The sequence below is a fragment of the Rhizobium laguerreae genome (genome assembly GCF_019778565.1).
In the GTDB taxonomy this organism is placed as follows: domain Bacteria; phylum Pseudomonadota; class Alphaproteobacteria; order Rhizobiales; family Rhizobiaceae; genus Rhizobium; species Rhizobium laguerreae.
The window spans coordinates 53,482-76,962 of the sequence record NZ_JAAXQT010000009.1; the positions used below are offsets into that span (position 1 = coordinate 53,482).

The 23,481-nt window shown below is 60.6% G+C and carries 20 protein-coding genes; 5 read left to right on the plus strand and 15 right to left on the minus strand.

Going from position 1 to position 23,481, the window contains the following annotated elements:
• Nucleotides 1-54 precede the first annotated feature (54 nt).
• The 4 genes from HFO71_RS25175 to HFO71_RS25190 form a co-directional block, all read right to left on the minus strand.
• Complete coding sequence (locus tag HFO71_RS25175; RefSeq protein ID WP_077980695.1) at nucleotides 55-1,359, minus strand: ABC transporter substrate-binding protein; 1,305 nt, start codon at nucleotides 1,357-1,359, stop codon at nucleotides 55-57.
• 148 nt (nucleotides 1,360-1,507) lie between these two features.
• Entirely contained in the window at nucleotides 1,508-2,575 is a 1,068-nt protein-coding gene (locus HFO71_RS25180; protein WP_131641147.1) for an ABC transporter ATP-binding protein, read from the minus strand.
• A 166-nt stretch (nucleotides 2,576-2,741) separates the two neighbouring features.
• A complete protein-coding gene (gene denD / locus HFO71_RS25185; protein ID WP_221984950.1) occupies nucleotides 2,742-3,728 on the minus strand; it encodes a D-erythronate dehydrogenase in 987 nt (328 codons plus the stop codon).
• Between the two features lie 21 nt (nucleotides 3,729-3,749).
• Nucleotides 3,750-4,478, minus strand: coding sequence for a FadR/GntR family transcriptional regulator (locus HFO71_RS25190; RefSeq protein WP_221976714.1), 729 nt, complete (start codon nucleotides 4,476-4,478; stop codon nucleotides 3,750-3,752).
• A 207-nt stretch (nucleotides 4,479-4,685) separates the two neighbouring features.
• Between HFO71_RS25190 and HFO71_RS25195 the strand changes: the two genes are divergently transcribed.
• Both HFO71_RS25195 and HFO71_RS25200 read left to right on the plus strand, forming a co-directional pair.
• Complete coding sequence (locus HFO71_RS25195; protein WP_168259365.1) at nucleotides 4,686-4,922, plus strand: PRC-barrel domain containing protein; 237 nt, start codon at nucleotides 4,686-4,688, stop codon at nucleotides 4,920-4,922.
• A 67-nt stretch (nucleotides 4,923-4,989) separates the two neighbouring features.
• Nucleotides 4,990-5,625, plus strand: a complete 636-nt coding sequence (locus HFO71_RS25200; protein WP_131641144.1) for a hypothetical protein — start codon at nucleotides 4,990-4,992, stop codon at nucleotides 5,623-5,625.
• 63 nt (nucleotides 5,626-5,688) lie between these two features.
• Here HFO71_RS25200 and HFO71_RS25205 read toward each other — a convergent pair whose 3' ends face one another.
• Complete coding sequence (locus tag HFO71_RS25205; RefSeq protein WP_221984978.1) at nucleotides 5,689-6,165, minus strand: LBP/BPI/CETP family protein; 477 nt, start codon at nucleotides 6,163-6,165, stop codon at nucleotides 5,689-5,691.
• Between the two features lie 322 nt (nucleotides 6,166-6,487).
• Nucleotides 6,488-7,366, minus strand: a complete 879-nt coding sequence (locus tag HFO71_RS25210; protein ID WP_077980689.1) for an alpha/beta fold hydrolase — start codon at nucleotides 7,364-7,366, stop codon at nucleotides 6,488-6,490.
• A gap of 214 nt (nucleotides 7,367-7,580) precedes the next feature.
• Here HFO71_RS25210 and HFO71_RS25215 point away from each other — a divergent pair, with 214 nt between their 5' ends.
• Nucleotides 7,581-8,135 (plus strand): methyltransferase family protein, encoded by a 555-nt coding sequence (locus HFO71_RS25215; RefSeq protein ID WP_131641142.1) that lies wholly within the window; start codon nucleotides 7,581-7,583, stop codon nucleotides 8,133-8,135.
• Nucleotides 8,136-8,475: 340 nt separating this feature from the next.
• Here HFO71_RS25215 and ligD read toward each other — a convergent pair whose 3' ends face one another.
• Together ligD and HFO71_RS25225 are read right to left on the minus strand one after the other, a co-directional pair.
• Complete coding sequence (gene ligD / locus HFO71_RS25220) at nucleotides 8,476-11,121, minus strand: DNA ligase D (RefSeq protein WP_221967964.1); 2,646 nt, start codon at nucleotides 11,119-11,121, stop codon at nucleotides 8,476-8,478.
• Between the two features lie 143 nt (nucleotides 11,122-11,264).
• Entirely contained in the window at nucleotides 11,265-11,576 is a 312-nt protein-coding gene (locus HFO71_RS25225) for a DUF982 domain-containing protein (RefSeq protein ID WP_221967966.1), read from the minus strand.
• A 275-nt stretch (nucleotides 11,577-11,851) separates the two neighbouring features.
• Between HFO71_RS25225 and HFO71_RS25230 the strand changes: the two genes are divergently transcribed.
• A complete protein-coding gene (locus tag HFO71_RS25230; RefSeq protein ID WP_221984948.1) occupies nucleotides 11,852-13,618 on the plus strand; it encodes an SLC13 family permease in 1,767 nt (588 codons plus the stop codon).
• 58 nt (nucleotides 13,619-13,676) lie between these two features.
• Here the strand turns inward: HFO71_RS25230 and HFO71_RS25235 are convergent, their stop codons facing one another.
• The 7 genes from HFO71_RS25235 to araD all read right to left on the minus strand — a co-directional run bounded on the left by HFO71_RS25235 (nucleotide 13,677) and on the right by araD (nucleotide 22,595).
• Nucleotides 13,677-14,738, minus strand: a complete 1,062-nt coding sequence (locus HFO71_RS25235) for an Ldh family oxidoreductase (protein WP_206111686.1) — start codon at nucleotides 14,736-14,738, stop codon at nucleotides 13,677-13,679.
• A gap of 71 nt (nucleotides 14,739-14,809) precedes the next feature.
• Nucleotides 14,810-16,330: an ABC transporter substrate-binding protein gene (locus HFO71_RS25240; RefSeq protein ID WP_221984947.1), complete on the minus strand. Its 1,521-nt coding sequence runs from the start codon at nucleotides 16,328-16,330 to the stop codon at nucleotides 14,810-14,812.
• A 93-nt stretch (nucleotides 16,331-16,423) separates the two neighbouring features.
• Complete coding sequence (locus HFO71_RS25245; protein ID WP_131641137.1) at nucleotides 16,424-17,329, minus strand: 5-dehydro-4-deoxyglucarate dehydratase; 906 nt, start codon at nucleotides 17,327-17,329, stop codon at nucleotides 16,424-16,426.
• 12 nt (nucleotides 17,330-17,341) lie between these two features.
• Nucleotides 17,342-18,859 carry an aldehyde dehydrogenase (NADP(+)) gene (locus tag HFO71_RS25250; RefSeq protein ID WP_077980681.1) on the minus strand — a complete coding sequence of 506 codons (1,518 nt, stop codon included), beginning with the start codon at nucleotides 18,857-18,859 and terminating at the stop codon, nucleotides 17,342-17,344.
• Nucleotides 18,860-18,925: 66 nt separating this feature from the next.
• Nucleotides 18,926-19,636 (minus strand): ribonuclease activity regulator RraA, encoded by a 711-nt coding sequence (locus HFO71_RS25255; protein WP_017956481.1) that lies wholly within the window; start codon nucleotides 19,634-19,636, stop codon nucleotides 18,926-18,928.
• A 22-nt stretch (nucleotides 19,637-19,658) separates the two neighbouring features.
• Nucleotides 19,659-20,849, minus strand: coding sequence for an L-talarate/galactarate dehydratase (locus HFO71_RS25260; protein ID WP_077980680.1), 1,191 nt, complete (start codon nucleotides 20,847-20,849; stop codon nucleotides 19,659-19,661).
• 9 nt (nucleotides 20,850-20,858) lie between these two features.
• Entirely contained in the window at nucleotides 20,859-22,595 is a 1,737-nt protein-coding gene (gene araD, locus HFO71_RS25265) for an L-arabinonate dehydratase (protein WP_221988562.1), read from the minus strand.
• A 143-nt stretch (nucleotides 22,596-22,738) separates the two neighbouring features.
• Between araD and HFO71_RS25270 the strand changes: the two genes are divergently transcribed.
• Nucleotides 22,739-23,458 carry a GntR family transcriptional regulator gene (locus HFO71_RS25270; RefSeq protein ID WP_221954214.1) on the plus strand — a complete coding sequence of 240 codons (720 nt, stop codon included), beginning with the start codon at nucleotides 22,739-22,741 and terminating at the stop codon, nucleotides 23,456-23,458.
• Nucleotides 23,459-23,481 lie beyond the last annotated feature (23 nt).

Consider the following 23,481-nt stretch of genomic DNA (forward strand, 5'->3'; position numbering starts at 1 on the left):
GCAGAGTGCTAGCGGCATGCCGAAGCCGGCATGCCGCTTGCTTTGAAGCGCGCCTCAGACGCGATAGTAGCGGTTTGCCCGGCGTTCAGCTTCCTTCATCGCATCTTCGGGCGACATCTGGCCGGTGACGGCGGCCGCATACATGTCGACCAGAACGTAGTCGGCCATGGTCGCTGCCGAGGCATAACCGAGTGGGCCGCCATAGCCGTTCGGGCGCAATTTTTCCGAGGCGCGCGCATAAGGCGCGTGGATCGGATCGGATGTCCAGATCGGGTTCTGGGCGAAAGCCTTGAGCGGCTGGCAGCAATAGGCGCTGGAGCCCTGGATCCAGGCATTCATCTGGTCGGCTTCCATCATGAACTTGATGTAGGCCTTCGCCGCTTCCGGATATTTGGTGTGCTTGAAGAGAAGCAGTGAGCTCGTCTGGAAAAGCTCGACGCTCTGGCCAACCGGGCCGACCGGGAAATTCGTCGTGCGGATGTCCTTGGCGATCTCGGCGAGCTTCGGGTCGTTCTTGGCTGTGTAATAAACCGAGACGCCGTTGGCGATCAGCGAAACCTGGCCGGCGAGGAAGGCACGGTTGTTGTTGACGTCCTGCCAGCTTTCCGTGCCTGGAATGAAGGTCGCATAGAGCTCCTTGGCATAGTTGATCGAAGCCAGCGTTTCCGGGCTGTTGATCGTTACCTTGCCGCCTTCGTCGACCATCTTGCCGCCGTGGCTCCAAAGCAGCCAATGGGCGTAGTTGTTGCCGTCGCCAACGGCCTTGCCGTGCGGGAAGCCTGCCGGCGTGCCCTTGGCTTTCATCGCCTTGCAAAGCTCAAGCAAGCCTGCCGTGTCTTTCGGGAATTCGCTGAAGCCGGCCGCCTTCACGTGAGTGTCGCGATAGACCACCGCATTGCCGATTGCGGCCAGCGGCATGGCGATGAATGTGTCGCCGCGCGCCGCATAGCCCTTCACACCATCATACCAGCCGCCATATTTGTTGCCGAGATAGTTGGCGAGCTCGGTCAGGTCGACCAGCTTGTCGGGATACTGGTGAGCGTCGTCGAACCAGCACATGATGAGGTCCGGGCCGGAACCGACATTGGCCGCGACGGCAGCCTTTGGGCGGATATCTTCCCAGCTTTCCTTGTCGATGCGCACATCTACGCCGGTCGCGTCTGTGAATTTCTTGGTGTTTGCAATCCAGGCCTCCTCATCGCCCTTGACGAAGGGTGTCCAGCGCAACAGCCGCAGGCTGGCGCCGCTTTCCGGTGTATAGGTCGGTTCGGCCTGCGCGAAGGTCGGCCGGATGCCTAGGCCGGCGGCGCCGGCAACGGCAGCCGAGGCGGCAAGAAAGTCACGTCTCTTAAAACTCATGATATTCCTCCTCTTCAGAAAAGCGGGTGCGAACTCCCCGACGTTCACCTCCCGCATTGTGAACGACGGTCCTTGAATCCCTAAAACGGGGTGCTGCCGGCTTGCGGGCGACGGGGGCTCCTCCGCCCCGCGCAGCCGCCGGACGGCGTCAGTTGGTCAATCTCCGGCCGCTCTCGGCATCGAAGAGATGAACATGCGCGGCGTCGATCGCAACGCGCAGGGTCTCGCCCGGCCGCGCGCTGACGCGTTCGCGGAAGACGCAGCTGAGGTCGCTGCCGCCGAGCCTGAGGATAAGATGCGTCTCGTAGCCGGTCGGCTCGATCACCACGATTTCGCCGGGCAGGCCATCGGCATCGAGCAGGATGTATTCCGGGCGCAGCCCATAGACGAGGTCGCGGCCCAGGGCGTCGGCAGGCGGATTGGAAACCGGGAGCGCCGTGCCGTCCGGCGCCTTGAAACTTTTAGGGTTTTCGGGGTCGAGCCTACCCTTGATCATGTTCATCGCCGGCGAGCCGATGAACCCGCCAACGAAGAGATTGGCCGGCTTGTCGTAAAGCTCGAGCGGCGTGCCGATCTGCTCGACGACGCCGTCATGCATGACCACGATCTTGTCGGCCATGGTCATGGCCTCGATCTGGTCGTGGGTGACGTAGACCGTCGTCGTTTTCAGCCGCTGGTGCAGTTCCTTGATTTCGGCGCGCATGGCAACGCGCAGTTTCGCATCGAGGTTGGACAACGGTTCGTCGAATAGGAAGACTTCCGGATCGCGGACGATGGCGCGGCCCATGGCGACACGCTGGCGCTGGCCGCCGGAAAGCTGGCGCGGATAACGGTCGAGCAATTTGTCGAGACCGAGGATGCCGGCGGCATATTTCACCCGCTTCTCGGCTTCCGCCTTCGGCGCCTTGTTCAGCATCAGCGAGAAACCCATGTTCTCCTGTACCGTCATATGCGGATAGAGCGCATAGTTCTGGAACACCATGGCGATGTCGCGGTCCTTGGGCGGCAGCGTGTTGACCACGCGCCCGCCGATCTTGATCTCACCGCCGGAAATATTCTCAAGTCCCGCCAGCATCCGCAGAAGAGTGGACTTTCCACAACCCGACGGGCCGACCAGGATCACGAACTCCCCGTCGGCAATGTCGATATCCACGCCTTTGATCACCGGAAACGACCCGAATGATTTCCGCACATCCGCGAATTGAACGCCTGCCATACCCACTCCTCCCAGAAATCGAGCGCTACATGCTATGTCTTCGTATTTTCGTATATCTTGCCGGCGGCCTTATCTTCTCAAGTCCTTCTGCCGTTGCAATCCCGCATATGCGGGTGTGCCCTGGCGGTACTCTCCTCCTATGGCGCGGTTTTAGCCCAGCCCAATCTCATCCGGACGCACCCGGAGCGTCTTCGGCGAGATAGACCTCGATCAGCTCGTCCACCGTGGTTTCGGCGGAAAAACCCAGTTGCGTCGCGCGTTCGGGCGTAAAGGACTTCGGCCATCCGGCGACGATCCCTTCAATGACCTCGTCGCGGCGGTGATCGATCAAGTCCGCCGCCTCGGGACCGGCAGCACGGCGCAAGGCGGCAATCTGGTCGGCAACGGTGGCGGCGACGCCTGGCATGGTGAGCGTGCGCCGAACACCCAGCGCCGCCGTGTCGAGCGTCGCAGCATGGATCAGGAAGTTGATGGCGGATCGCGGGCTTGCCAGCCAGTGCTTGACCGTTTCTTCGACCGGAAGAACAGCCCGCTGGCCTGCGAGCGGTTCACGCAGGATTCCGGAAAAGAAGCCCGATGCGGCGGCGTTCGGCGCACCCGGCCGGATCACGATGGTCGGCAACCGAATTCCGACGCCGTCGATAAAGCCGCGCCGCGAATAGTCGGCAAGTAGAAGCTCGGATATCGCCTTCTGGACTCCGTAGCTGGTCAGAGGCGCCAGCACGTAATCGTCGGGAATGGGATCGGGAAACGGCGAGCCATAGACCGCGATCGATGAGGAGAATACGAAGCGGGGAACATAGGCCTGGCGGCTTCCTTCCCGGCGGATCGCTTCCAACAGCGATCGCGTGCCGTCGAGATTGACCCGGTAGCCGAGTTCGAAATTGCGCTCGGCTTCGCCGGAAACGATCGCGGCGAGATGGAAGATAACGTCGGCCCGGCGAGCCGCCAGGGCTTCCGCTGCGGCGCTTTCGGAAATATCGGCAGCCAGTGCTTCGACCGGCACGGAGGCGCCGGCCGGCACCAGCGGAGCCGTGACATCCGAGAGCGTCATGCGCGTGATTGCATGAGCGCCGAGGGAACCGCTGCGCCCCAGTGTGGCGGCGAGCTTCCCGCCGATCATTCCTCCCGCCCCGATAATGAGAATATGCATCGTGTTTCGCCTCCCTGCGAACTACGAGAAGAGCAGTTTGGTGGTCGTATAAATGCGGGTTTCGTGTATCGCGAAGGCCGCGCATGCGGCGTCCGGATCCCGCGTCTCCAAGCCGGCGAGGATCATCCGGTGGTCGGCGATGCTCGTTGCGATACTCCCGGGCTGCGATACGACGCGCCTTCGGTGGCTCAGAAGATAGGAATAAAGGTCGGCGGCCATATCAGCCAGCACCGCGTTGCCGCTGGAACGGTAGATGGCGGTGTGAAATTCCCGGTCACATATCAAAAAACGCACAGGATCGTCACAGGCGGTCTCCTGCGCTGCGATCGACTTGCGGAGATAATCAAAAGTTGAAGGCTCCATCTTGAGCGCGGCAGCCCTGACGACCTGTGCTTCGATAAGAAGCCGAGCCTCATGAACATTGTCGAGACTGTAGGCCGCGATGTCGCGATACCGCGCAGCCTGGACGGCCAATTCGCCCACGTCCTCTGATGCCACCACCGTGCGCGTTCCGTGCACAACCGAGAGAATCCCATGCGTGGAAAGGATAAGGATCGCCCCACGGACGGTCTCGCGGCTGACCGAGAGTGCGGAGGCGAGTTCACGTTCGCTTGGCAGCGGATCGCCCACCTTGAGAATGCCGGTGGCAATGAAGGTCGCAATCTTCTGGACGACGAAGTCTTTCATCGACTTCTTCGGCGCTCCACCGAGCGCCGCAACCTCGTCTTCGAGCATCGCTCGAACGTCCATTGCTTTTCCCCTCCCCGCGCTCAGGTCTACTGGTCCGGTAAGTGGACCAGTAGACCTGAGCAAAAGAGGATTGTCAACGCATGATGGCACGCGATTTACCAAACCGTTATTTGGAGCAGTTTTGCGAATGGCAATATCAGCACGCCGCGAAAACCAGCTGATCACATCGCCGGACGGGCGGACCCCTCCTCCACAAAAGAGGAAACGATCAGGGAACACACCAACCACGTACGCTTGACGACATCAGAACTTACGCCTGCCGTCCTCGAAGGTGCCGCCATCTATGGAGCCGACGATCACAAGGTCGGCAAGGTCGATCATATCCATGGCGCGGGCGCCGGCGGCTCCGCGGTCATGCGCGATGAAGACGGCGACGTTCATGCCGTTACGAGCTGGACCAAGGACGAGTTCAAACAGATGCCCGAGTACCGCGACTGGGCGTAATCACATGATGCCTTCCGTCCTGACGTAGTCGTTGACGCTGCAGAGCGGAAGGCCCATCTACTCGTACATGGCAAAACCCAAAACCACCGACGATGCGGAGCTGATCAAGGAGTGGCCCCTATCGACCGCAGCCACGCTCGGATCATCCGTTCGCGCGAAGGGGATTCTGCTGGAGATTCGCGCACGTCTGCCTTTGGCGGTGAGAAAGTCGCTCGAAATCGAGGCGGGTGCTCTGACACTGGCGATGGCTGAAACGGCTAAGAGTGCGTTCCGTGCTGCTTCGTCAGTCGTTTCCAACGCGCTCGAAGACATCGAAAGCCTGCCTGTGATCCCCCGTGAAATCCAGGATATCCTGACGATCTCTACTACCGAGAGACATCGCTGGCTCAGCGACGGGCGCTTGCCCAGTGCAGGAACCCGCACGGTGAAGCTGCGTGGGCGGGCGAGGAAGATTACCTTCCACGTATTCGACCCGCGCGTGGTGGAGGACATCCTCGACCGAGACATGGTGACAGTCTGGCGCGAAGAGGATGCTGAAGCGACGGCCGAGAAACGACGACGGGCAGCCTTGAAAGCGAAGTTGACGCGTTCGTTGAAGACCAAGGCCAAGACCCCTTCGAAACTTGATGCCGACCCCGACGATGCGTCACGTTCGAAACCTCTCGGCTGGGAAGAGTTCTGTCGCGATGGGTTGCTCCGCTGAGGCGGCGGCACCTCTGCAACGCAGTCTTCGATCCCTTCCTGTCTAACGGTGTCGATCCGCTGATCACTTCTCGCAAAGCTTGGCCACGTTCCTCTCCAGACTTCGCCGGAGGGCGCCAGAGATTTCAGTCTCAAGTCCTTTGACGATGTCGCCGAACCGGCCACCGGTCTTCACGATCTCGATGGAGGTCTCGGTCATCTTGCAGGTCGTAAGGTCGACCTTCAGCCGAATCTCAGCGGTCGCTGAAAACCCTCCTTGTACCAGCGCTTCGTCCGAGGTCTTGCAAGCAAGCGTGCCGCGGGCGCTCGCCTCCGCGGTGTTGCCATTGACCGACAATTGCAGGTTTTCGATCTTCACCGAATCGAGCTTGTCGACGCCTACCTCCACACTGATACCGAAGCTCGATACCTTGGTCTTCAACGACCTGCATGGCTGCGCATCTCCGATGGCCCTCTCCAGGGCATTCGGTGCCTGTGCGGCGAAGGAGCATGGCTGGAGGAGAAAGACTCCTGCCGCTAACAGGCCTAAACGTTTCTGCATCGCTCTCCCATCTCCCTGGATTTCATGCAGGCGCCTCTGAATGATAGGGCGGGATCGGTCTGCGGGAAAGGCAATGGCGGTTGCCCGACCATGACCGTCGATAATGAACTTAGACGTCAAATATTGTTTTACGACCGATGGAAACCACGTCGTTTGCAGTACGAGCTCGTGGCCGCGGCAAATGGCGAGCCACATCCCTCGCATTCCGATCCGATTACCTGCCCTGAAAGATCCTGTGTCGTCTTTCGAGCCGCTCGTCGATCTTCCCGCAACATGTTTCGGAAACTGTAAGCACAGGAGACCGCAGCTCCGCGTATTGCTCTTAGAACACTGATCTGTTCGAAAGAAAGTGATGATTCTTCAGATCGATATTGGCTTCATGAGCGGCGACTGTGTTCAGGAACCGGTCGAGCATCGAGTTGAAGCTCTCCGGCTTTTCCCAGAAAGGCGCGTGACCAGCACCTTCCATTACATGCGCTTTGCCTTCGAAGAGCAACTGGATGTTCAGGCCCGAAAAATAGCTGAGTTTGACAAAGGGGTCATGAAATCCATTCACAAAAGCAATGGGTATATCAGCCTGTTCGACGGTGCGGCGCTGATCCACCCCCTGCCCCCGCAACATTGCGCGAGAAAAAACGCTCCTTAGTCTCCCGTCTGCGCGCGCTATGGCGTCGCGAAAGGAGGGGTTGCTCGTGTCTCCAAAGCAAAGAGACTGAAACCGCTCCACGTCACGCGATGTAAAGTTCTCTTTTGATGCCAGAAGAATATCAAATGATGGATGGAATCCCCGCAGCATTCCGAGGAGACCGCTGGGGACCGGTGGCGTGCCGCACAACATCAGGCCCGAAATGCTGTTGCCGCTGCCCGCCATCTCAATCGCGACGTGACCGCCAAGCGACCATCCCAGCACGGGAAAGCGATGAAGCCCCAGGCGGGCTGCCACCTCTCCTATGCAGTCGGCAAGACCGGTGACGGTATAAGTTGACTGCGGATCTCGAGCGTCGCTCGATTCGCCATGTCCCGGAAGATCGAGCGCAATCAGACGCCAATTCCGGGACAAATGGCTGTGTAGTTGCCGTGAAAAGACCGTCCGTGAGCTGCCGGAACCGTGTATCATAACCAGTGGTGCAGCGCCATCGATAGTGTCACTGATGCCCACGGCGCCGTGGCTGGTGTCGATTGTACAGTGAAATACGTCCATAAGCTGCGACCCCTAAAGCCCAGCCCGAAGTCTTGCACGAAAATATCTACGGCCGGTGCATGATCATCGTAAACCAGATCTAAACCAGGTCGTGCAATCATGACTCGTTTCAGTGCGGTTGCGTATCATACATCAATCATTTGCCTAGGCGTTGTATACGGGCTAGGTCTGTCGCAGCAGCAATTGTAACCAACCTTTCAAGCCGGGCATCGAGATGCAATTTCTTCTGGACTTCATTATTTCGATCACCAGCCTGACTATCGTCGGGTCCTACGCGTGGTCGTTGCGAGGCCACTTCAACTCACCGAAGATGGAAGCCGGAGCAAAGCTGATCACCGTCGGCGTCATCGCGACGACGGCGTTTTTCCTGTACCTGGTTTGGTCCGGGACCCAGATGCTATGGGTACAGGTAGTAGGACTGGGATTTGAAATCGGGTCGGCGGGCTTGTTCTGGTGGGCGGTGTCGGCCTCGCGACAGGCCAGGTTGCGCTTTGTGTTCACCCTCGATCATCCAGATAGTCTTGTCACCGACGGTCCCTATCGCTACCTGCGGCACCCTTTTTACACGTCCTACCTGCTCTTCTGGTCGGGGTGGGCGCTCGCATCTTGGTCGATATGGTCGATCCTGCCGGTCTTATTTTTTACGGTTGTCTACGTGATTGCAGCCCGCAATGAGGAGAGGAAGTTCTCCCTATCACCGCTGGCATCCGAATATGAAGCCTATCGGCGCAAGACGGGCTTGCTGACACCGTGGTTCGATTGGCGGTAAACCTGCTTCCGAGGGAGGGTACGCATGGCGAAACCGCGTCAGACGCGATGAAGCTGTACCACGAGGCAGCGGCTCGATAGGCGACTGACCTCTCGACGATGCGATAAAGCAATCAGCGTCGAAAGCCTCCGACCGATGGACTTTTCGGACTGCTCCACGGAAACTGTCGATCGTGGCCAGGCGAGTGTCGTTGCCTGCAACAAATCCAACTTGAACACATGGCATTAATCCGACGCCTGGCCCGGCTGTCGCCACGGTGGATCGCCGGGCGCGAACTCCCAAAGCAATTGCGGTTCGCGCTAACTATCACCTCGAACCCGGTCCGCGGTAAGCCCCTCAATCAAGCCGCGACCCGCGCCTTGGCGAAGCGTTTGATCGCCTGTTCCAGTGGCCGTTGGCCGTCGCAATAGTCTTCCCAGGCCGACGATTTCGCCAGAAGAGCAGGAACGGTGCGGATGGTGAAGCGCTTGGGGTCCAGGTCCGACTTGACCTGGGTCCAGGTCAGTGGCATCGAGACGGTGGCGCCCGGCCGGGCGCGCGGTGACAAAGGCGCCACCGCCGTCGCCATCCGGTCGTTGCGCAGATAGTCGAGGAAGATCCGGCCGTTCCTCAGGCTCTTCGTCATTTTGATCAGATAGAGATCGGGATTGTCGCGCGCCATCTGCTGGCACACATCGTGCGCAAAACCCTTCGCTTCAGCCCACGAAAGCGGCTTGCGCTTGTTGACCGCGAGCGGAGTGACAACGTGCAGACCCTTGCCGCCAGTCGTCTTGCAAAAGCTGATCAGGCCCAGCGCGTCGAGACGGTCCCGCATTTCCCGGGCCGCCGAAACCACAGCGGAGAACGGCACGTCCGGACCTGGATCAAGGTCGAAGACGAGACGCCCGGGCACCTCGGGCTGATGCGGTTCGCAATTCCAGGGGTGCAGCTCGACCGCGCCGATCTGCGCGACGGCGGCCAAGCCTTCGACCCGGTCGATTTGCAGATAGGGCTTTTTATCGCCGAACACCTTGACCAGTTCGAGAAGGTTCGAGGTGCCGGGCATCGCATGGCGCTGGAAAAATTGCTCGCCGCCGATCCCGTCGGGTGCGCGGATGACCGAACATGGGCGTCCCTTGATGTGCTCGATCAGCCAGGAACCGACGGCTTCGTAGTAGCGGGCCAGCTCTTCCTTGGTGACCGCTTCGCCGTCATTCGCATCCGGCCATAGCGGCTTGTCCGGGTTTGAAATCAGCACCCCCATGACCTCGGCTTTGGCGCTTTTTCGGCGGACGGGCCTGGCCTTCGCCTGCACCGCCGGCTGCGGCACGTCAGTTCGCGCGGGCTTCGCCGGCCGTTCAGCCTTGACCTCTTTCGCCGGCTTGTCTTCCCTCAGCCCCTTGAAGGCCGCCTGCCGGACAATACCGTCTGAGGTCCATCCTGCGAATTCGATTTCCGCCACGAGCTCGGGCTTCAGCCACGTGACCTCGGCCTCCTTTTTCGGTGCGCCGACACCGGTGAAAGGCGATTTCGCCGTCTCGAGCGCCTTCAACTTCGGCAGCAGCGTTTCGACTTTCTTTGCGCCATATCCAGTGCCGACGCGGCCGACATAAACGAAGTGGTCGCCACGATAGACGCCGACCAGCAGGGATCGGAATTTCCCGTTGGTCTTTGCGTAGGCGCCAATTACCACCTCATGGCCGGCGCGGCATTTCGACTTCGCCCAGCTTTCAGTACGGCCGGATTGATAGGGTGCATCCGCTTGTTTGGAGATGATGCCTTCCAGCGAGAGCTTGCATGCAGACCGGAGAACTGCATCGCCGCCAGTCTCGAAATGTTCGACGAAACGAATGCGCGGATCGCTGCCGGCGCCGGACAGGAGGCTTTGAAGCCGCGCCTTGCGCTCGACGAGCGGCAGAGATCGCAAATCCTCCCCTCCCTCATAGAGTAGATCGAAGGCGAAATAGACGAGTTCGCTGGTCTTGCCTTCCGAAAGGGCAGCCTGCAGGGCCGCGAAATCAGGAGCGCCACTATCGTCGAGGGCGCAGATCTCGCCGTCGATGATCGCATCGGGCAATGCCGATGCCGCCTCGGCGATATCGGGATATTTTGCAGTCCAGTCGAGCCCTTTCCTGGTCTTCAGCGTCGCCTCACCATCGAGCACGCGCATCTGGATCCGGTAACCGTCGAACTTGATCTCGTGAATCCAGCCGGTGCCTGCCGGAGGGCGCTCCAGGGTCTGGCAGAGCTGCGGCGCAATGAAATCCGGCAAATCGACCTGTGTCACCGTCTTGGAGTCTCCTCCAGTTCGGGCATCCTCTTTTCTCTCGTCGGCAGCCAGTCCCTGATTGCTGTCCCAGACCGCATCGGCCCGAACATCGCCGCCCTCGACCATGAAAGGCTTGGGCTTTCGTCCTTTGCCGGCCGCGATCATTTCCATGGTTCGGCCGGAGGCAACCGATGTCTGATTTTCTTCGAGGATAGTCGCGCCGTTCTCGTCGACGGAGAACTCGTCGTGGTGTTTGATCAGCAGCCAGTTGGTGCGCTTGCCACGGTCGCGATCGTTGCGCATCCGCACCAGCACGAAGCTGCCGTGCAGGCGTTTGCCTTCCAGCGTAAACTTGAAATCGCCTTTTGCCAGCGCCTGCTCCGGGCTCTTCTTTCCTTCCGGTTCCCAATAGCCCCGATCCCACAGCATGACAGTGCCGCCGCCATACTGGCCTTTCGGAATGGTGCCTTCGAAATCACCATAGTCCAGTGGGTGATCCTCCACCTCGACGGCCAGCCGCTTGTCGTGCGGATCGAGGGATGGCCCTTTCGTGACAGCCCAGGACTTGAAGACGCCGTCCAACTCGAGTCTCAGATCGTAGTGCAGCCGGGTGGCATCATGTTTCTGGATGACGAAGCGACGGCGGTTGCTGCGCGTCAGGCGCTTTTCGCCGCTCGGCTCGGCCGTTTTTTGAAAATCGCGCTTCGATCGATAAGTCGATAGTTTGTCGCTGGCCATAATCGCTCCAGAAAGCAGCCCCGACAGCGAAATGCCGGCTGGCAGCTGGAAGTTCCATCAGGGCGTTTATACCGGCGCTCATCGGGAAAACGCGCGCTTCGGCAAGACCTCGCCTCATCGGAGGCGAGGTCATCACTGATACCCTAGATGGCCGCGTGACGCGCTGGCCGGGGCGGATGCGGAGCGGGCTTCCTCCTCCACGGGACCAGGACGGCCGGCATTCCGACTTCGAGACAGGCCGCCACGAAGGCCTCACGCGCGACGATGCCGGGAATGATCCCGTTAAGCGCGCCGCGGCACGTCTTCACCGCTCGCTCATGGCGCTCTCCATGACGCAGCGGCCATTCGTTCTCGAGAAAATCCAAGGCGTCGTAAACGCCTGTGAAGGTACGCTCTAAACCGCACTGCAGCCGGATCGTCACCGGCCGGATCCATGGAACATCGTTCAGCGGCATCTTTTCCTCCTTTCATGCCACCAATGGTCCTGACGAAATGATATTGTGGCTGTGCGCCGACGGTTCAAGGACCGCCGTGAAGCGTCTCTCAGATGATCTTCTCGATACCGGCATTGGCCCGTCCAGCTCCTGTAGCGCCTGCCTCGGCATGCGTCCTGGGATCAACCCGCCGCAACTGTCAGAAGATAGAGCGGTGAGTATCGGAACAAAAAATTCACCTCACCAAGCATCGTTATCCATGCTCAAGCGTTAATCGCTACCATCAGGATGCAAAGATGCGCTGGGATCAATGGCTGTCCGTTCTCGTCATCACGCTGATGATGGGTGCGTTTCTATGGGATCGTTATCGATATGATATCGTCGCCGTGAGCGCACTTCTCATCGCGATCATTATCGGGGTCGTCCCCGCCAAAAATGCCTTTACCGGCTTTGCCGACGACATCGTCATTATCGTCGGCAGCGCGCTCATCGTGAGTGCGGCGATATCCAGATCGGGGATCATGGATGTCGCCTTGCGCAGATTTTCGCCCGAACGACGTGGGCCAAGGATGCAGCTGATCATCTTGGTTGCCATAGTCGCAGCCCTGTCAGCCTTTATCAAAAACATCGGTGCGCTGGCGATCATGATTCCGGTCGCTGTGCAAATGGCGCGAAAGTCAAACGTATCGCCGTCCGTGTTCTTGATGCCGATGTCTTTCGCCTCCCTGCTTGGAGGGCTCATGACGCAGATCGGCACGTCGCCAAACATCATCGTGTCCCGGGTGCGCGAGGAGATCACCGGGCAGCCGTTCATGATGTTTGACTATACGCCTGTCGGCCTGGCGCTCTCGGTCGCCGGCGTTGTTTTTCTGGCGCTCTTCTACAGGCTGCTGCCTGAAAGATCGCGTGTAGAGACATCGATGGACGAGGCGGTAGCGATCAAAAACTATACCACCGAAGCCAAGGTCGCAGCGCCGTCCGGGGCGATCGGGCAGTCGGTCAGCTGGCTGCAGAAACCTGCCGGCGGCGATGCGATGGTCACCGCCATTATCGGCGGCGGCGGGCAAAAGCGCACGCCCCTTCCCGACACCGTGCTCAAGGATGGCGACCTGCTTATTATCGAGGGCGAGCAGAGCGCGCTCGACAAGATCGTCAGCGAAGCCAAGCTTCAACTGTCCGATCGCAAGCACCAGCCGGAGGCGCGCCGCGACATAGGTTCTGTCGAAGCCATTGTCGGCGAACATTCCCGATTGATCGGCGTCAGCGCAAAAGACGTCTCGCTTTTTGACAATACCGGCCTCAACCTTCTTGCCGTCAGCCGCCGCGACAAACGCTTCACCGAGCGTCTGGGGGAGATCAAGATCCGCAACGGGGACGTCTTGGTCCTGCAGGGCAACCTGCAGAAATTACCGGATCTTTTGCGCGAGTGGGGATGCCTACCGCTCGTCGAACGAAATCTGAAGCTCGGCAGCGCCCGCAATGGCCTGGTCCCCGTCATCATCCTCTTGGCGACGATGGCGGCCACGGCCTTTGGCGGGATCCCCGTTGCGACGGCGTTTTTCGCCGCAGCTTTTTTGATGGTGGTCACCGGATCCATCCCTTTGCGGGAAGTTTATCAGCATCTCGATGCGCCCATTCTGATCATGCTGGCCGCTCTCATTCCGATCAGCGACTCGCTCAGGACCACAGGAACCACCGACATCATCGCGGACCTCCTCTCGCGAACCGCCGAAATGCTCCCGCCCTTCGGTGCGTTGGCTCTCATCCTGGTTGCGGCCATGGCCGTAACCCCGTTTTTGAACAACGCAGCGACGGTTCTGGTCATGGCCCCGATCGCCGCGACCTTTGCCGAGCAGCTGGGCTTTAGACCCGATGCTTTTCTGATGGCGGTGGCAATTGGAGCCGGCTGTGACTTCCTCACCCCCATCGGACACCAGTGCAACACGCTCGTGATGGGACCGGGCGGATATCGGTTTGGTGACTACGCGCGATTGGGTCTGCCGCTCTCGCTCATTGTGGTGGTCGTCAGTGTGCCGATCCTGCTATTGGTCTGGCCGATCTGATTGCACCTGACCGGGCGTTGCGGCGACCGATAGAAGTTTCGAAGCCGAGATGTTTTCGTCAAGCAGCGACGTCAGGAAGAGGCAAACCCAGGATCTCGGCATGTTTACAAAGCTTCTGCCAAGCCACCTCGCCGACCGGCACGCCCTCTTCCAACGCCGAGCGGCGCTTTCGTGCGGCGCTGTCGCCCGGCATGCGAACGGGGCCATTGTTCCAGGGCGCCGGAGGATTGCTGCGGCATGCAGAGGCGAGAAAGTCAGACTGCGCCGTAAAGGCATCCAGCCCGGCAAAAAAGGCGGGATCGATGACCTGAAGGAAAGCGCTTTGCGAAAAGACACCGGACGGCGTGTTGGCCCGTCCCTTGCCGGAAAGCCCCTGCCCCAGCAATTCGACGATCAGCCCGAGCCCAAAACCCTTGTGCCCCTTCAACTGGCCGCCAAGAGGCATCATTGTCCCGCCCCGTTCGGTCACTTCGCGTGGATCATCGGTCGGCTCGCCTGCGGCGGTGAGAGCCCAGGCCTCAGGAAATTTCTTGCCGGCCTTCGCCAGGTTTTGCGTCATGGTCGTGGTGGTGATCGAGGCCGAGACGTCGATCAGGATCGGATCCCTGGACGTCGGGAAGCCGGCCGCCATCGGGTTTGGCGTCAGAAGCGGCTTCGTGCCGCCATAGGGCGCGACACGGCTCGCCGCGGGATGCGAGACCGACAGCTGCACGATGAGGCCCCGGTCGGTGACCTGCCGCATGAAGGCTGAAAGAGCGCAGGTATGATGGCAGTTGCGGATCGCGGCGGTGACAACTCCATGATCGCCGACCCGTTCGCAGGCCTGCTCGATCGCCTTCGTCAGCAGCCATGCGCCTGGGAGGGATTTGCCGTCCCAAACAAAGGCTGCGCCGCGGTCATTGACGACCTCATAGCTGCCGGACTTCGCAAGGGAACCGTCCTCCAACGCCTCGACGTACCAGTTCAAAAGGCTGACGCCATGGGTTTCGTGACCGATCATGTCGCCTTCCACCAGGACGGCGGCAGTCGTTTCGGCCTTGTCGGGCTCCATGCCGGCGCGGGTCAATATCTGCTCGGCGAATTGGGTCAGGGCAATGCGGTCAATCAGCGGCATAGGCATTCCTCCCTCACGTCATGGAAAGCACGGGCCGCTATTTGCGGGCGGCCCGTGCTTAAGTGCGGCAACCCGGCTTACTTGAAGCGGATCTGCGACAACTGCAGTTCGGAATTCGTCGCGATCGTCGGCTTGAAGTCGAGACGCGGCGAGACGCGGGTGAAACCGACCATGTGGAACATCGGGATGTCGGCGATGATTTCGGTATTCACCTTGGCGAACAGCTCCTTCCAGAGTTTTGTTCGCTCGTCGCCGGTGGCAGACGTCGCCTTGGCGATCAGCGCGTCGACGGCAGGATCGCGAACCATGGAGTGCGAGCCGTCGGTCGCGTATTTCACGAATGCGGTGAAGACGGGATCGCCGGTCGCATTGTCGTGCTGCGACTGGGTCAGCGTCGGACCGGAATCGGCGACAAAGGGTGCGACGAAGTAGCCGTTCCACACGGAAACGTCATACATGTCGAGCTTTACGTTCAACCCAACTTCCTGAAGCATTGCCATCATCGCTTCCATCGCTTCGGTGGCATTGGGATATTGCCCATTACGGCCGATGATGCGGATCTCGCGATCGACCGGCACGCCGTCCGTTTTCGCTGCTGCGACCAGTTCCTTTGCTTTTTCGGGATCATACGGCCAGGCGGGAATATCGGCATTGTAGCCGATCGTGGTCGGCACGACGAGCTGTGTCGCGATCTTGGCCTGTTCGGGGAACAGTGTTCCGAGCATCGCCTGACGATCAATAGCGAGGTTCATCGCTTCACGGATGCGCCGGTCGTTAAGGGGTGCTGCGCGCGTATCGATGCGCAGCGATGTCGTCTCCGAATTCGGATAGGCGAAATCGGTTTCCTTGTTGGTGGCATCCTGCACGGATACGGCCGGGACGATATCGGCTTCGCCGGCATCGACCATGGCGGCAGCAACGGCGCTGTCGGAGCGGAACAGATAGGTCGCCTGTTCCACCTGCGGCTTTTCCCCCCAATATTCCGGATTGCGTTTCAGCACGATCGACTGGCCGATTTCCCATTTGTCGAACGTATAGGGGCCAGTGCCGATCGGCTTGCGGGTGAATTCGTCTGCTGGTGTCGCCTCGGCCGATTCCACGGCCATCACGGTCATCAGAAGCGGAAGAATCGGTTGCGCCGGTTTTGTCGTAATCCGGATCGTGTTGGCATCCGGCGTTTCGAAGCTGAACTCGGTGCCGCCGAAATATTTGCCGCCGGTCTCACAGCTGGGCTTCTTGTTCTTGTTGCGTTCGATGGTGAACTGGACATCTTTGGCGGTGAACGGCTTGCCATCGTGCCATTTGACATTCGGGCGCAGCTTGAACTCCCAGGTGTCGTCGTCAATCTTCGACCATTCCGTCGCCAGGCGGGGCTTGAGGCCGCCATTGACGTAGTCGAATTCCACCAGCATCTCGTTGACGTTTTCAGAAATGACCCGGCCGACGTCCTGGCGGGCAGCCATACAGGGCTCGACGACATCGACCGTTTCGGCAAGCACAATAGTGACGTTGCTCTTGGCATCCTGCGCCTGAGCCGAGCCGAAACTCAGCGCGAGCACCGTTGTTGAAAAGCAGGCAGCTAACAAATGCAGTTTCATTTCGTTCTCCTCCCATGCGCCTTTGGCGCTCCTCACAGTAAATCTGTGTCCCGTTTTCCGGTGCTCCGGCATCCACTCGGCAGGCGCGAAATTTTACCCGGCCGAAGCGATCAGTTCGCGCATCATCTCGACTTCCTCGTCGGTAAGATCCGTCAGCGGCGCCCGCACCGGACCGGCATCAAAGCCGCGCAAACGCACGCCTGCCTTGACCGCAGAAACAGCATAACCGGCCTTGCGATCGCGGATGCGGGCAAAGGGATAGTAGAAATCGCGCAGCATCTGCTCACAGGCCGCGTCTTCACCGGCGAGGAATGCCTTGTGGAATCTCAGTGCCGTTTCAGGCACGAAATTGAAGACCGCCGAGGAATAGGTCGGCATGCCGGCTCCGCGATAGGCTTGAGCAAACAGTTCGTGTGTCGGCATGCCGCCAATATAGGAAAGGCGGTCCCCGAGCGCGATCGTGACACGGCGTACCGTATCGATGTCGCCGGTTCCATCCTTGAAGCCGATCAGATTTGGGCATTCGTCGGCAAGCTGAGCAAGCTGCTCGGCCGAAACCCGCGCCTGGCCACGATTATAAACGATGACGCCCATATTGGTGGCCTTGCAAACGGCCCGTACACGCGCGGCAATGCCATCTGCCGGCGCCTCGGTCAGGTAATGCGGTAGCAGAAGAATGCCGTCGCCGCCCGCCGCCTCGATGTCGCGCGCCATGTCGCAGGCAATCCGCGTGCCGTAGCCGCATCCGGCAATAACGGGTGCATCGCCGGACACGGCGCGGGCGGCCTTTACCACCTCGACCACCTCACCCGGCGTCAACGAGAATAGCTCGCCGGTGCCGCCGGCAACGATCAGGCCGGCAACGGGGTAGGATGACAGCCATTCCAGATGCGCTGAAAATGGCCTGGCGGCAAACCGGTCTTCGGCATCAAAAGGCGTGACAGGGAAGGACAGCAGGCCGTTGCGAATGATCTCGCGAAGTTCAGTCGGGGCAATCAATTTGGCACTCCTTCAATTGCGCAGGTCTTGGGGCAACAGGTCCGCGGGGAAATTCTGGTAGGCAACGGGTCGCAGAAATCTGCGGATCGACATGGTCCCGACGCTTGTTGCGCCGAAGTTGGTCGAGGCCGGGTAGGGCCCGCCATGCACCATGGAATCGACAACCTCGACACCGGTAGGGAAGCCATTGACCAGCAATCTGCCCGCCTTTCTTTCGAGGATCGGCAGCAGGTCGCGGGCAAGGCCAAGATCGGCATCGTCCATATGGATCGTCGCGGTCAACTGTCCCTGGAAGCTTTCGGCAAGGGCGAGCATCTTTTCAGGCGAGCCGACGCGTACGACGAGACCGAGAGGACCGAATACTTCTTCACTGAGCGAATGATCGGCAAGCCAGGCCGAGCCGTTGGTCTCGAACAGGTTCGGCGCTGCGTCCCGGCCGGCACTCTCTGCAGCGAGTACCGGCGCGACGGCATTGCTTGCCCGCAGGCGGTCCACACCGTCGTGATAGGCTGTGGCGATGCCGTTGGTCAGCATCGTCTGCGTCGCCACCTTTTCAAGAGCCGCCTTGGCGGCACTGGTGAACTTGTCCGCCTCCGGCCCGTCGACGACAACGGCGATGCCGGGCTTGGTGCAAAACTGGCCGGCACCAAGCGTCAGTGAACCAGCCCAGCCTGAACCGATTGCCTCCGCCCGGGCAGCGGTAGCGGCCGGCAGCAGGAACATCGGATTAACGCTGCCCAATTCCCCGAAAAAGGGGATTGGCTCAGGGCGCTGGGCGCAAAGGTCAAAGAGCGCCCGCCCGCCGGCAAGCGAGCCGGTAAAGCCAACTGCTTTGATGGCCGGATGGGTCACCAGAGCCGTTCCGACATCACGGCGGCCGCCCTGGATCAGACTGAAGACGCCGGCCGGCATTCCGGTGCGTTCGCTAGCAGCGGCGATCGCCTCGGCGATAATTTCTCCGGTGCCGGGATGGGCTGAATGTCCCTTCACCACGACCGGGCAGCCCGCCGCAAGCGCGGCTGCCGTATCGCCGCCGGCGGTCGAGAATGCCAGCGGAAAATTCGAAGCGCCGAAGACGGCGACGGGGCCGATCGGCCGTTGCACCAGGCGGATCTCGGGGCGCGGTGCCGGTTGCCGGTCCGGTTGCGCCGCATCGATGCGCGCGTCGAGATGCGCGCCCTTGCGGATATGCTCGGCAAACAATCTGAGTTGGCCGGTGGTACGAGCACGTTCGCCGTTGAGCCGGCCCTCTGGAAGTCCAGTTTCCTGCGTTCCGATGAGGGTAACGGCCTCGCCACGCTTGTCGATCTCCTCGGCGATTGCCTCGAGGAAAATGGCGCGCTCCTCGCGTGTCGTTGCCGAAAATGCTGCAAAGGCAGCTTCAGCAGCGCGGCAGGCGCGGTCGACCAGTTCCGTTGTGCCGACAGCGAAGTCATGTGCCTGCCCATGCGCCGGCTCGGACCGAAATGTCGTCGTTCCGGCAATCCACTCGCCGGCGATGAAATGCCTGCCTGAAGGGGTCCAGCTCATTGTTATTCTCCTCGGCGGAGCCTTGCTCCGTCTTGATACGTGAAGTGGTGTTCAAGATGCGCCGCCTTAGCGGCCATTCACCTTCCGCCATTCGGCAAAGAGCGTCAGATTGCTTTCGTCGGTGGCCGGGTAAAGGCCAATGATCGTGTGACCTTGCTTGACGCGTTCTGTCACGAAATCCTCGTAAGCGGTCATCTCCACTGCTTCATCGGCGATCTCGTCGGCGATCTCGGCAGGGATGACGATCACGCTGTCGTCGTCGCCAACCATGATGTCGCCCGGGAAGACCGCAACATCGCCACAGCCTATCGGCACATTGATGTCGATTGCCTCGTGCAGCGTCAGGTTCGTCGGACTGGAGGGACGGTGGTGATAGGCGGGGATATCAAGGCCACCGATCGTCATGGCGTCCCGGAAGCCGCCGTCGGTGACGACGCCGGCTCCGCCGCGCATCATCAGGCGGGTAATCAGGATGTCGCCGGCAGACGCTGCGCGCGGATCCTTGCGGCTGTCCATCACCAGAACAGCGCCGTCCGGGCAAGTCTCGATCGCAAGCCGTTGCGGATGTTTCGGGTTCCGAAAGACGTTCATCGCGTTGCGGTCCTCGCGCGCCGGCATGTAGCGCAGCGTGAAGGCCGGTCCGACCATATTGCGACCCTTCGGCTGGACCGGCCGAACATCCTGTATCGTCTGGTTTCTCAGGCCGCGCTTGAACAGGGCCGAGCAGAGCGTCGCGACGGAGACACCCATCAGTTTTTCACGGGTTGCGGGGTTCATATTTCCTCCTCCTCGTTCTCGTTCAGGCGCCGAAGCTGCGGGTTTCCACAGTCCAATCACGCGCCTTGCCTGTCAGGCTGCAGCCGAGTCCAGGACGAGCCGGCACGATCATTCGGCCGTCCTTGATCTCGAGTTGTTCGTTAAACAGTGGCGCCAGCCAATCGAAATGCTCGACCCACGGCTCATGCGCATAGGCGGCCGCCAGGTGCAGATGGATTTCCATGGCGAAATGCGGCGCCAGGCGCATACGTTTCGCCTCGGCGTGCGTGCAGATGCGCAGAAAGGGCGTGATGCCGCCGACACGCGGCGCATCCGGCTGAATGAAGTCGACCGCATCGGCCCGGATCAGCGCCATGTGCTCGTCGGCGCTTGCCAGCATTTCGCCGGTGGCGATCGGCGTGGCAAGTTCCCGCGCCAGTGCGGCATGGCCCTCGGCGTCATAGGCATCGAGCGGCTCTTCGATCCATTCGAGGTTGAGCGGTTCGACCAGCCGGCCGAAGCGCAAGGCCGTCGTGCGGTCCCATTGCTGGTTTGCATCGACCATCAGCGGGACACGGCCATCGATATGGCTGGTCACCGCATCAAGCCGGCGAAGGTCGATCATGGGGTCCGGCTGTCCGACCTTGATCTTGATGCCGCCGATACCGGAGGCGATCGAGTGGTCGATGGCATCGCGGATTTCCTCGACGCTCGATGACAGGAAGCCGCCGGAGGTGTTGTAGCAGGCGACACTGTCGCGATGGGCGCCAAGCAGTTTTGCAAGCGGCAAGCCGGCGCGTTTCGCCTTCAGGTCCCAGAGGCAGATGTCGATGGCGGCGATTGCCTGTGTTGCAATGCCGGAGCGGCCGACCGAGGCTCCGGCCCAGCAGAGCTTGTCCCAGATGCGCGCGGTGTCGTTGGGGTCTTCGCCGATCAGGTTGTCGGCAAGCTCGCAGGCATGTGCATAAAGGGCAGGTCCGCCTGCCCGCTTCGAGTAACTGAAACCGAGACCGCTATGGCCGGCCTCGGAGACGATCTCGCAAAATAGAAAGGCCACCTGGGTCAGCGGCTTCTGTCGGCCCGTCAAAACCTTGGCATCGCTGATCGGCCGCGCCAAAGGCAGGTAAACGAGCGACAGGGTGACCGATCGGATGGCGTCCAGCTTGGACGGACCGGCAGCGAAGCCAGCCTTGGGAGGCTGTGCGGGAATCGTACGTCGATCGGGATCAAACATCGTGGTGCCTCAGTTGATAGCCGGTTCCGGCGTCTTGCCACCGAATTGCGTGGTCAGGAAATCAAAGTCGCAGCCTTTGTCGGCCTGCTCGATATGGCCGGAGAACATAAAGCCGTAGCCGCGCTCATAATGCCGCGTCGGCGCCACCCACCCGGCTCGCCGCGCTGTGATCTCTTCTTCGGAAACCAGCATATTGAGGCTGCGTGCCGGAATATCAAGCTCGACCATGTCCCCCGTTCTCAGCAGGGCCAAAGGCCCGCCAACATAAGATTCCGGTGCGACATGCAGCACGCAGGCACCGAAACTGGTTCCGGACATGCGGGCGTCCGAGATCCGCACCATGTCGCGCAGGCCGAGCTTCAACAGCGCCTTCGGCATCGGGATCATGCCCCATTCCGGCATGCCCGGTCCGCCCTGGGGGCCGGCATTGCGGAGCACGAGAACGGTGTCCGGCGTCAGCGGATAGTTTGGATCATCGATGATCTTCTTCATCTCCGCATAGCTGTCTGCGACCAGCGCCGGGCCGCAATGGCGATGGAATTTCGGGTCGCAGGCCGCCGGTTTGATGACCGCGCCGTCGGGACACAGGTTCCCCTTGAGCACGGCCAGCGAGCCTTCGTGATAGACCGGGTTCGACAATGGCCGGATAACGTCGTCATTGTAGATCTTCACCTGGTCCAGACCATCCACCAAGGGTTTTCCCGTCACGGTGATCGCGGTGGGATCAAGCTTGTCGCCGAGCTGCTTCATCAGAGCGCGCAGGCCACCCGCATAAAAGAAATCCTCCATCAGGTAGGTCGAACCGGAAGGCCGGATGTTGGCGAGAACCGGCGTCGTGCGACCGATACGATCGAGATCATCAAGCTCCAGCGGGACGCCAGCGCGCCGCGCCATGGCAATCAGGTGAATGATGGCATTGGTGGAGCAGCCGGTCGCCATGGCGACGGTGACCGCATTGTCGACGGCCGCGGGCGTGATGATCTGGTCCGGCGTCAGATCCTCCCACACCATATCGACGATGCGGCGGCCGCAGGCCGCCGACATGCGCTGGTGGTTGGCATCGGCTGCGGGGATCGAGGATGCGCCCGGCAGCGTCAACCCCATAGCCTCGGCGATCGCCGTCATCGTCGATGCTGTGCCCATGGTCATGCAATGGCCGTAACTGCGGGCGATTCCGCCTTCGATGCCCTGCCACTCCTCCTGGGTGATCATGCCGGCGCGGCGCTCGTCCCAATATTTGAAGCCGTCGGTACCGGAGCCCAGCGTCTTGCCGGCATAGTTACCGCGAAGCATCGGGCCGGCCGGCAGATAAATGAAGGGAATGCCCATGCTGACTGCGCCCATGACAAGGCCTGGTGTCGTCTTGTCGCAGCCACCCATCAGAACGGCGCCATCGACAGGATGGCTCCGCAACAGTTCCTCGGTCTCCATCGCCAGCATATTGCGATAGAGCATCGTCGTCGGCTTGACGAAGTTTTCGGAAAGGGAAAGAGCGGGCAGTTCCATGGGGAACCCACCCGACTGAAGAATTCCCCGCTTCACCCATTCGGCCCGTTCACGGAAATGCATGTGGCACGGCTGCGCATCGGACCAGGTGTTGATCACGGCAATGATCGGCTTTCCCTGCCAATCCTCCGGTGCGTAACCCATCTGCATGGTCCGCGACCGGTGACCGAACGAGCGCTGATCATCCGGCAGCATCCATCGGGCGGACCGCAATTGCTCGTAGGTTTTCCTCGCGGTCACGGCCTTCTCCCACCTTTTCGCTTGCTTATTTCAGCGTTTGCACCAACTGATATTTTAGTTTGACATATATATCAATGGAAAGTTTGCGTTCTTGTGCATTAGGTCGTGCAAAGCTATGAATGGAGCCGAAAAGGACGCCTCACATGAATTCCCAGTTCGCCTCTACATTCGGCCTGACCGCGCCCGGCTTCCCGGTCGTCGCTGGCAGTACCGTCCAGCGAGTCTATGATGATCTGCGCAAGCGCATCATCACCATTCAGTTGCCGCCGGACACCACGCTGTCGCGCACCGAGCTCACCGAGACTTATCAAGTCAGCCAGACTCCCATCCGTGACGCATTGCAGCTTCTCAAACAGGAGGGTCTGGTTCGCATTTATCCGCAGTCCCGCACTGTGGTGACCAGGATCGACGTCCTGCAGATTTACGAGGCGCATTTCCTCCGCGTTGCACTGGAAACCGAAGTTTGCCGCCGCCTCGCAACCGATCCGGACCCGGATCCGAGCATCATTACCCGCGCCCGGTCGATCATCAAGATGCAGGCGGCAGTCGCCGACGACGCCGATCAGATCGCGATCTTCCAGGAGCTCGACGAGCTCTTTCACCAGACATTGTTCGCAGGCGCCAAGCGCAGCAGCCTCCACCAGTTGATACGCGAGCGCTCCGGCCATCTCGAGCGTATTCGTCGCCTGCATCTGCCCGAAAAGGGCAAGATCGTCAGCATTCTCGATGGGCATCACGCCATCATCGATGCGATTGCCGCGCGCAACGAACAGGGTGCCGTCGACGCGATCCGTGAGCATCTCAGCCGCACCGTCGCAAAAGTGGAAGACCTGCGGAAGGAGTTCCCGGACTACTTCGTCTGATCCGCCCCGCCGCGGGTTTTGCC